The 8,022-nt window shown below is 67.1% G+C and carries 10 protein-coding genes and 1 pseudogene; 9 read left to right on the forward strand and 2 right to left on the reverse strand.

Translation table 11 applies throughout. The features are described from left to right. A pseudogene (ispD, locus tag N878_RS29485) lies at window positions 1-99 on the forward strand (2-C-methyl-D-erythritol 4-phosphate cytidylyltransferase); the annotation flags it as partial. Window positions 100-108: 9 nt separating this feature from the next. Here ispD and N878_RS07630 read toward each other — a convergent pair. Further along, window positions 109-423: an HPF/RaiA family ribosome-associated protein gene (locus N878_RS07630; RefSeq protein ID WP_021443075.1), complete on the reverse strand. Its 315-nt coding sequence runs from the start codon at window positions 421-423 to the stop codon at window positions 109-111. Between the two features lie 114 nt (window positions 424-537). Continuing rightward, window positions 538-1,485, reverse strand: a complete 948-nt coding sequence (locus N878_RS07635) for a LysR substrate-binding domain-containing protein (protein ID WP_021443076.1) — start codon at window positions 1,483-1,485, stop codon at window positions 538-540. A 206-nt stretch (window positions 1,486-1,691) separates the two neighbouring features. On the opposite strand from N878_RS07635, the gene N878_RS07640 reads away from it, so the two are divergent. The 8 genes from N878_RS07640 to N878_RS07675 form a co-directional block, all read left to right on the forward strand. Further along, window positions 1,692-2,804, forward strand: a complete 1,113-nt coding sequence (locus tag N878_RS07640) for an S-(hydroxymethyl)glutathione dehydrogenase/class III alcohol dehydrogenase (RefSeq protein WP_021443077.1) — start codon at window positions 1,692-1,694, stop codon at window positions 2,802-2,804. 76 nt (window positions 2,805-2,880) lie between these two features. Next, on the forward strand, window positions 2,881-3,729 hold the full coding sequence (fghA, locus tag N878_RS07645) for an S-formylglutathione hydrolase (protein WP_177342883.1): 849 nt from the start codon (window positions 2,881-2,883) through the stop codon (window positions 3,727-3,729). 74 nt (window positions 3,730-3,803) lie between these two features. After that, window positions 3,804-4,277, forward strand: coding sequence for a 2-C-methyl-D-erythritol 2,4-cyclodiphosphate synthase (gene ispF, locus N878_RS07650; protein ID WP_021443079.1), 474 nt, complete (start codon window positions 3,804-3,806; stop codon window positions 4,275-4,277). After that, window positions 4,274-5,332, forward strand: a complete 1,059-nt coding sequence (gene truD, locus N878_RS07655; protein WP_021443080.1) for a tRNA pseudouridine(13) synthase TruD — start codon at window positions 4,274-4,276, stop codon at window positions 5,330-5,332. Before ispF ends, truD begins: the two co-directional genes overlap by 4 nt. Beyond that, complete coding sequence (surE, locus tag N878_RS07660) at window positions 5,320-6,069, forward strand: 5'/3'-nucleotidase SurE (protein ID WP_021443081.1); 750 nt, start codon at window positions 5,320-5,322, stop codon at window positions 6,067-6,069. Before truD ends, surE begins: the two co-directional genes overlap by 13 nt. A gap of 38 nt (window positions 6,070-6,107) precedes the next feature. Continuing rightward, window positions 6,108-6,743: a protein-L-isoaspartate(D-aspartate) O-methyltransferase gene (locus N878_RS07665; RefSeq protein ID WP_177342884.1), complete on the forward strand. Its 636-nt coding sequence runs from the start codon at window positions 6,108-6,110 to the stop codon at window positions 6,741-6,743. 25 nt (window positions 6,744-6,768) lie between these two features. Next, the gene (locus N878_RS07670) at window positions 6,769-7,707 is read left to right on the forward strand and encodes a DUF368 domain-containing protein (protein WP_021443083.1); all 939 of its coding nucleotides are present in this window, start codon (window positions 6,769-6,771) and stop codon (window positions 7,705-7,707) included. 47 nt (window positions 7,708-7,754) lie between these two features. Then, window positions 7,755-8,022, forward strand: a 268-nt coding sequence (locus N878_RS07675) for a LysM peptidoglycan-binding domain-containing protein (RefSeq protein WP_256218045.1), incomplete at its 3' end; no start/stop codon positions are given.

Here is an 8,022-nt window from a genome sequence, read left to right on the forward strand (position 1 = left end):
GGCGCGCGCCTGGTGGGGGGGCGGGCGGACAACCTGAAGATCACCCGCCCCGAGGATCTGCAGTGGTTGCGGCAAGCCTGGGCCGAGCGCAACCAGTAGCGCCGCGTCTCAGCTCAGGCGTTGTTTCTCGATATTGCGCTCCAGCACCGTGCCGAGTTTGTCGATGACGCCCTCCAGTGCCTGCTCGAGGCTGTCGGCGTTATGGCTCACCGATACCGGGTCGCGGCCCTTGAGCCGCGCTTCGGCCTGGCAGCGCTTGTCCAGCCCGCCGCCCTTGTGGCTGTTCTCGTCGTTGAAGTGCAGCTCGACCCGGGTCAGGTGATCCTCGAAGCGCTTGAGCTTGAGTTCCACCCGGCCGCGTACCTTGTCCGCCAGGGCGGCGGAACCGTGGATATGGTTGTCGCTGTTGACCATGACTTGCATAGCGCTGTCCTCCGGTTGCAGTGAAACGCGAGTAGGCTGCGGAAAAACTTCCTCGGCTTTGGCTTTCTGCAGTCCTGCAGTCGTCGCCTAGGTTTTTCAGCTGCCGCCTGGGCGTCAGTTACTCTGGCCGCGCCCGTCGCGTGGGGTTCCCCCTTGCGCTGTGACATTCTGTTGCTCCCGATACTCGGCGCGTTCGCTCAGCCCCTGTTTGAGGTGATCGACCAGCTGGCGCACCTTGGGCGACAGGTGGCGCTGCTGCGGGTACAGCGCCCAGACCGCGGTGTTCGGTGGCTGGTGCTGTTCCAGCAGGGACACCAGTGCGCCTCTGGCCAGGTGTTCGAGCACGTAATAGTCCGGCAGCTGGCACAGGCCGAAGCCGCGCAGTGCGGCATCGAGTACCGCCTGGCCGCTGTTGCAGCGCCAGTTGCCCTGCACGCGCACCTGGCTTTCCCGCCCGCCGTCGACGAAGCTCCAGTACTCGCTGCTGCCCACCAGGCAGTTGTGCCGCGCCAGTTCCGACAGCGAGTGCGGCCGGCCGTAGTGCTGCAAGTAGGCGGGCGCTGCGCACAGGTACATCCGCCGCGGCGCCAGGCGCGCGGCCACCAGCCGCGAATCCTGCAGGCGGCCGAGGCGGATGGCCAGGTCCAGGCCCTCGTGGAGCAGGTCGAGCTGGCTGTTGGACAGTTCGATCTCCACCCGCAGCTGCGGATGACGGGCCATGAACTGATTGACCAGCGGCACGATGAAGCGCTCGCCGTAGGCCACCGCGCAGGTCATGCGCAGCAGTCCCTTGGGCTCGGCGGTCAGGTCGCTGACCACGCGCAGGGCTTCCTCGCGCGCGTCCTGCAGGCGCTGGCAGTGCTGCAGGAAGGTCTGCCCGGCTTCGGTCAGCGCCACGCGCCGGGTGCTGCGGTAGAACAGCCGGCTCTGCAGGCGCTCCTCCAGGCGTGCGACCTGGCGGCTGACCTGCGAGGTGGACAGGCCCAGGCGCTCGGCGGCGGCGCTGAACTGGCCGCACTCGGCCACGGCGACGAATTCGTCCAGCCCTTCCCAGCGGTTCATGCTTTCTCCTTCTCGTGTAGCCCGGATGCAATCCGGGAATGCCTGGCGCGGCAGTTCCCGGATTGCATCCTGGCTCTGCCGCTAACTGCAGAAGAAGACCTTGATTATCCCTGTATGGCAATAATGTTTTGCCTGATCGCCAATTATTTCCGGATGGCGCTGGACTAGACTGCTGGCCACCGCTCAACACGCTCAGGAGAGCCCAGATGATCAAGTCCCGCGCCGCCGTCGCCTTCGCCCCGAATCAGCCGCTGCAGATCGTCGAGGTGGACGTGGCGCCGCCCAAGGCCGGCGAGGTGCTGGTGCGCATCGTCGCCACCGGCGTCTGCCACACCGATGCCTACACCCTGTCCGGCCAGGACAGCGAAGGCGTGTTCCCCTGCATCCTCGGTCACGAAGGCGGCGGTATCGTCGAGGCGGTGGGCGAGGGCGTCACCTCGCTGGCGGTCGGTGATCACGTGATTCCGCTGTATACCGCCGAATGCGGCGAGTGCAAATTCTGCAAATCCAACAAGACCAACCTGTGCAGCTCGGTGCGCGCCACCCAGGGCAAGGGCCTGATGCCCGACGGCACCAGCCGCTTCTCCTACAATGGTGAGCCGATCTACCACTACATGGGCTGCTCGACCTTCTCCGAGTACACCGTGCTGCCGGAAGTCTCCCTGGCCAAGATCCCCAAGGAGGCGCCGCTGGAGAAGGTCTGCCTGCTCGGTTGTGGCGTGACCACCGGTATCGGCGCCGTGCTCAACACCGCCAAGGTCACCGAGGGTTCTACCGTGGCCATCTTCGGCCTGGGCGGCATCGGCCTGGCGGCCATCATCGGCGCCAAGATGGCCAAGGCTTCGCGCATCATCGGCATCGACATCAATCCGGCCAAGGAAGCCGTGGCGCGCGAGCTGGGCATGACCGACTTCGTCAACCCGAAGGATCACAGCAAGCCGATCCAGGAGGTAATCGTCGAGATGACCGACGGTGGCGTCGACTACAGCTTCGAGTGCATCGGCAACGTGCAGCTGATGCGCGCTGCGCTGGAGTGCTGCCACAAGGGCTGGGGCGAGTCGACCATCATCGGCGTGGCGCCGGCCGGTGCCGAGATCAGCACCCGGCCGTTCCAGCTGGTCACCGGGCGGGTCTGGCGCGGCAGCGCCTTCGGCGGGGTCAAGGGCCGTACCGAGCTGCCCGGCTACGTGGAAAAGGCGCAGAAGGGCGAGATCCCGCTGGACACCTTTATCACCCACAACCTGCCGCTGGATCAGATCAACGAAGCGTTCGAGCTGATGCACGAAGGCAAGAGCATTCGTACTGTCATTCATTTCTGACTGCAGGGCGACCTGTGCCTGTAGGGTGCGCCATTTGCACCAGGATCAAGCGGTGCGCACGGCGCACCCGAGGGAGATGTCCATGACCTTGGAAATCGTTTCCAGCAACAAGAGCTTCGGCGGCTGGCACAAGCGCTACCGGCACCGTTCCGAGGTGCTCGGTTGCGACATGCAGTTCGCCGTCTACCTGCCGCCGCAGGCCGAGCAGGGGGCTCGCCTGCCGGTGCTGTACTGGCTCAGCGGGCTGACCTGCACCGACGAGAACTTCATGCAGAAAGCTGGCGCGCACAGGCTGGCGGCCGAGCTGGGCCTGATCCTGGTCGCGCCGGACACCAGCCCGCGCGGCGAGGGCGTGCCGGACGATGCGGACGGCGCCTACGACTTCGGTCTCGGCGCCGGCTTCTACCTCAACGCCACCGTCGAACCCTGGGCGCGGCACTACCGCATGTACGACTACGTGGTGCAGGAGCTACCGGCGCTGGTCGAGGCCAACTTCCCGGTGACGGGCAAGCGCGGCGTCGCCGGCCATTCCATGGGCGGCCACGGCGCCTTGATCTGCGCGCTGAAGAACCCCGGGCGCTATCGCTCGGTGTCGGCCTTCGCACCGATCAGCAATCCGATGAACTGTCCCTGGGGCGAGAAGGCGTTTTCCCTCTATCTGGGCGAGGACCGCTCGCGCTGGCGCGAATGGGACGCCAGCGTGCTGATCGCCGAGGCCGGCGAGAAGCTGCCGATCCTGGTCGATCAGGGCGACCGCGACGATTTCCTCGAAACCCAGCTCAAGCCGCAGGCGCTGCAGGCGGCGGCCAAGGCGGCCGGCCATCCGCTGACCCTGCGCCTGCAGCCCGGTTACGACCACAGCTACTACTTCATCGCCAGCTTTATCGACGATCATCTGCGCCATCACGCCGAAGCCTTGGCCTAGGGTGCGCACGGCGCCCCCTATGGCGGCCGGTGCATGTAGAATCACGCCCTGACTTTTTCAGGGCGTTGTTCTTTATGCGTATCGGCCATGGCTACGACGTACACCGCTTCGGCGAGGGCGATTTCATCACCCTGGGCGGCGTGCGCATTCCCCACAAGTTCGGGCTGATCGCCCATTCCGACGGCGACGTGCTGCTGCATGCGCTCGCCGATGCGCTGCTCGGTGCGCTGGCCCTGGGCGATATCGGCAAGCACTTTCCCGACACCGACCCGAGCTTCAAGGGCGCCGACAGCCGCGCGCTGTTGCGCCATGTGATGGGGCTGGTACGGGCCAAGGGCTATGCGGTGGGCAACGTCGACGCCACCATCGTCGCCCAGGCGCCGAAGATGGCGCCGCATATCCAGAGCATGCGCGAGCGCATCGCCGAGGATCTCGGCGTGGAGCTGGACCAGGTCAACGTCAAGGCCACCACCACCGAGAAGCTCGGCTTCACCGGTCGCGAGGAAGGCATCGCGGTGCATGCCGTGGCGCTGCTGGTCAAGGCATGAACGAGGCGCAGCTGCTGGGCCCGCGCGCCCATGGCCAGGCCTGCGGGCGCGCCGTGCTCAAGGCCAGTGCCGAGGACTTTCAGGTCGACGAGGTGCTGGACATCCCGCTCACCGGCCAGGGCGAGCACCTCTGGCTGTGGGTGGAAAAACGCGGCCTGAACACCGAGGACGCCGCCCGGCGCATCGCCCGCGCCGCCGGCCTGCCGCTCAAGGCGGTCAGCTACGCCGGACTCAAGGATCGCCAGGCGCTGACCCGGCAGTGGTTCAGCCTGCACCTGCCGGGCAAGGCCGATCCCGACCTGGCCACCGCGCAGGGTGATGACCTGGCCGTCCTGCGCAGCCTGCGGCACAACCGCAAGCTGCAGCGCGGCGCCCATGCCGCCAACGGTTTCACCCTGCGTCTGACTGCCCTGGAGGCCGACCGCGAGGCACTGCAGCAGCGCCTGCAGCGCATCGCCGCGCAGGGTGTGCCCAACTACTTCGGCCTGCAACGCTTCGGCTTCGCCGGCGGCAATGTCGAGGAGGCCCGGCAGTATGCGGCCCGCCAGGAACTGCCGGTGCAGCGCAACCTGCGTTCGCGCCTGCTGTCGGCGGCGCGCAGCTACCTGTTCAACCGCGTGCTGGCCGAGCGGGTCGCCGCCGGCAGTTGGAACCAGGCGCAGGTCGGCGACCTGCTGGCCTTTACCGGCAGCCGCAGTTTCTTCATGGCCGGCGAGGCGGAGACAGCCGACCCGCGTCTGGCGCTTCTCGACCTGCACCCGACCGGCCCGCTGTGGGGCGAGGGCGCGCTGCCCACGGCGGAGGCGGTGCAGCTCGTCGAACAGGGCGTCGGCGCGGGCGAGCCGGCGCTGCTCGAGTGGCTGGCAAAGGCGGGCATGGCGCACGAACGGCGCATTCTGCGCCTCCCCATAGGCGGCCTGACGTGGCATTATCCGGAGCCCGATATTCTGCAACTTGCATTCGTCCTGCCGGCCGGGTGTTTCGCCACCGTCGTGGTGCGCGAACTCGTCGATCTGGTGCCAGCAGGGCAGACGGATACTCCATGCGAATTCTGATTTCCAACGACGACGGGGTGTACGCACCCGGGATCGTCGCGTTGCACCAGGCGCTGGCCGACTATGCCGAGTGCGTGGTGATCGCACCCGCCGAGGACAAGAGCGGCGCCAGCAGTGCGCTGACCCTCGACCGTCCGCTGCACCCGACGGCGTTGCCCAACGGTTATATCAGCCTCAACGGCACGCCCACCGACTGCGTGCACCTGGGCCTCAACGGTCTGCTCGAGCAGGTGCCGGAGATGGTCGTCTCGGGTATCAACCTGGGCGCCAACCTGGGCGACGACGTGCTCTATTCCGGCACCGTCGCCGCTGCGCTGGAAGGGCGCTTCCTGGCCAAGCCGGCGTTCGCCTTCTCGCTGCTGTCGCGTCAGGCCGACAACCTGCCGACCGCCGCCTATTTCGCCCGCAAGCTGGTCGAGGCCCATGAGCGCCTCGACCTGCCGCCGCGCACCGTGCTCAACGTCAACGTGCCCAACCTGCCGCTGGAGCACATCCGCGGCGTGCAACTGACCCGCCTCGGCCACCGCGCCCGCGCCGCGGCGCCGGTCAAGGTGGTCAACCCGCGCGGCAAGGAAGGCTACTGGATCTCGGTGGCCGGCGATGCCGAGGACGGCGGTCCGGGCACCGATTTCCATGCGGTGATGCAGGGTTACGTGTCGATCACCCCGCTGCAGCTCGACCGTACCTTCGCCGAGGCCTTCGACAGCATGCACGGCTGGCTGGAGGGCATCTGCTGATGCGCGGACAGGACGATATGCACCGCCGCGGGATCGGCATGACTTCCCAGCGTACCCGCGAGCGTCTGATTCAGCGCCTCTACGACGAGGGTCTGAGCAATCCGCGGGTGCTCGAGGTGATCCGCCGCACGCCGCGCCACCTGTTCGTCGACGAGGCACTGGCGCACCGCGCCTACGAGGACACCGCGCTGCCCATCGGGCACAACCAGACCATCTCCCAGCCCTATATGGTCGGGCGCATGACCGAGCTGTTGCTGGCCGCCGGGCCGCTCGACAAGGTGCTGGAGATCGGCACCGGTTCCGGTTACCAGACCGCCGTGCTGGCGCAGCTGGTGGAGCGGGTGTTCTCGGTCGAACGCATCCAGGTGTTGCAGGATCGCGCCAAGGAGCGTCTGGCCGAACTCAGCCTGCGCAACGTGGTCTTTCGCTGGGGCGATGGCTGGGAGGGCTGGAATGCCCTGGGCCCGTACAACGGCATCATCGTCACCGCCGCCGCCGCGGAAGTGCCGCAGGCGCTGCTCGACCAACTGGCGCCCGGCGGGCGTCTGGTGATTCCGGTGGGCGCCGGCGACGTGCAGCAGTTGCTGCTGATCGTGCGCGAAGAGAACGGCTTCTCCCGCCACGTGCTGGACGCGGTGCGCTTCGTGCCGCTACTCAACGGGCCGCTGGCCTGACCGCTGCACCATCCTGGAAGGATCCATGAAGAAACATTTTCTGCTCTACGCCAAGGGCATGGCCATGGGCGCTGCCGACGTGGTGCCAGGCGTCTCCGGCGGCACCATCGCCTTTATCAGCGGCATCTACGACGAACTGCTGCGCTCCATCGCCAGCGTCCCCGAGGCCGCCTTGCTGCTGCTGCGCGGACGGATCAAGGACGCCTGGCGCATGGCCAACGCGACCTTTCTGCTGGTGCTGCTCGGCGGCATCCTGACCAGCGTGCTGAGCTTCGCGCGGTTGATCACCTACCTGCTGGAGCATCAGCCGATCCCGGTCTGGTCGTTCTTCTTCGGCCTGATCCTGGTCTCGGCCTATATGGTCGGTCGTGACATTCATCGCTGGAACTGGAGCCGGGCGCTGAGCTTCCTGCTCGGCCTGGCCTTCGCCTACTGGATCACCGTGGCCGCGCCGGTACAGTGGGGCAGCGACCCGCTGAGCCTGTTCTGCGCCGGCGCCATCGCCATCTGCGCGATGATCCTGCCGGGTATCTCCGGCAGCTTCATCCTGCTGCTACTGGGCCTGTATCCGGTGGTGCTGGGGGCGGTGAAGGACCTGGAAATCGGCGTGCTGGCGGTGTTCGCCGGCGGCTGCCTGGTCGGCATCCTAAGTTTCGCCCGCTTGCTCAGCTGGTTGCTGGCGCGCTGGCGCGACCTCAGCCTGGCCTTTCTCACCGGGTTGATGCTCGGTTCGCTGAACAAGGTCTGGCCGTGGAAGGAAACCCTGAGCTGGCGCGTCGACAGCAAGGGCGAGCAGATACCGCTGCTGCAGAACAACCTGCTGCCGGGGCATTTCGCCGAACTCAGCGGCCAGGACCCGCAGCTGTTGCTGGCCCTGGTGCTGGCGCTGGCCGGCATCGTCCTGGTGCTGGGGCTGGAGTGGTTGGCCGGGCGTCAGCCAAGAGATACTGGTTGCGCCAAATAAATCCGGCACAATAGCCGCCGTATTCGGGATCGTTCAGGGAGCAAATGGTGAGTCGCACCGCCGTTCACGCGCTAATTCGCAGAGCCGCCGGCCTTCGCCTGCCTTTCGCTTTGCTCGCCGCCAGTGCCCTGGCCGGTTGCGCCAGTCCGCCGCCGGGCGGCGTGCAGGTGGTCGAGCGCGGGCAGCATCAGGGCAACGCCCCGCTGGCGCAGCGCCAGCCGGTACGCAGCGGTCACTACGTGGTGCAGCGTGGCGACACGCTCTATTCCATCGCCTTTCGCTTCGGCTGGGACTGGAAGGCGCTGGCTGCCCATA

The organism is Pseudomonas sp. EGD-AK9 (assembly GCF_000465935.2).
Lineage (GTDB): Bacteria > Pseudomonadota > Gammaproteobacteria > Pseudomonadales > Pseudomonadaceae > Aquipseudomonas.

Coding starts and splice junctions, on each gene's coding strand:
- fghA (WP_177342883.1), top strand. CDS start 2,881: ATGTCCATGACCTTGGAAATCGTTTCCAGCAACAAGAGCTTCGGCGGC.
- N878_RS07640 (WP_021443077.1), top strand. CDS start 1,692: ATGATCAAGTCCCGCGCCGCCGTCGCCTTCGCCCCGAATCAGCCGCTG.
- ispF (WP_021443079.1), top strand. CDS start 3,804: ATGCGTATCGGCCATGGCTACGACGTACACCGCTTCGGCGAGGGCGAT.
- surE (WP_021443081.1), top strand. CDS start 5,320: ATGCGAATTCTGATTTCCAACGACGACGGGGTGTACGCACCCGGGATC.
- N878_RS07635 (WP_021443076.1), bottom strand. CDS start 1,485: ATGAACCGCTGGGAAGGGCTGGACGAATTCGTCGCCGTGGCCGAGTGC.
- N878_RS07670 (WP_021443083.1), top strand. CDS start 6,769: ATGAAGAAACATTTTCTGCTCTACGCCAAGGGCATGGCCATGGGCGCT.
- N878_RS07665 (WP_177342884.1), top strand. CDS start 6,108: ATGACTTCCCAGCGTACCCGCGAGCGTCTGATTCAGCGCCTCTACGAC.
- N878_RS07630 (WP_021443075.1), bottom strand. CDS start 423: ATGCAAGTCATGGTCAACAGCGACAACCATATCCACGGTTCCGCCGCC.
- truD (WP_021443080.1), top strand. CDS start 4,274: ATGAACGAGGCGCAGCTGCTGGGCCCGCGCGCCCATGGCCAGGCCTGC.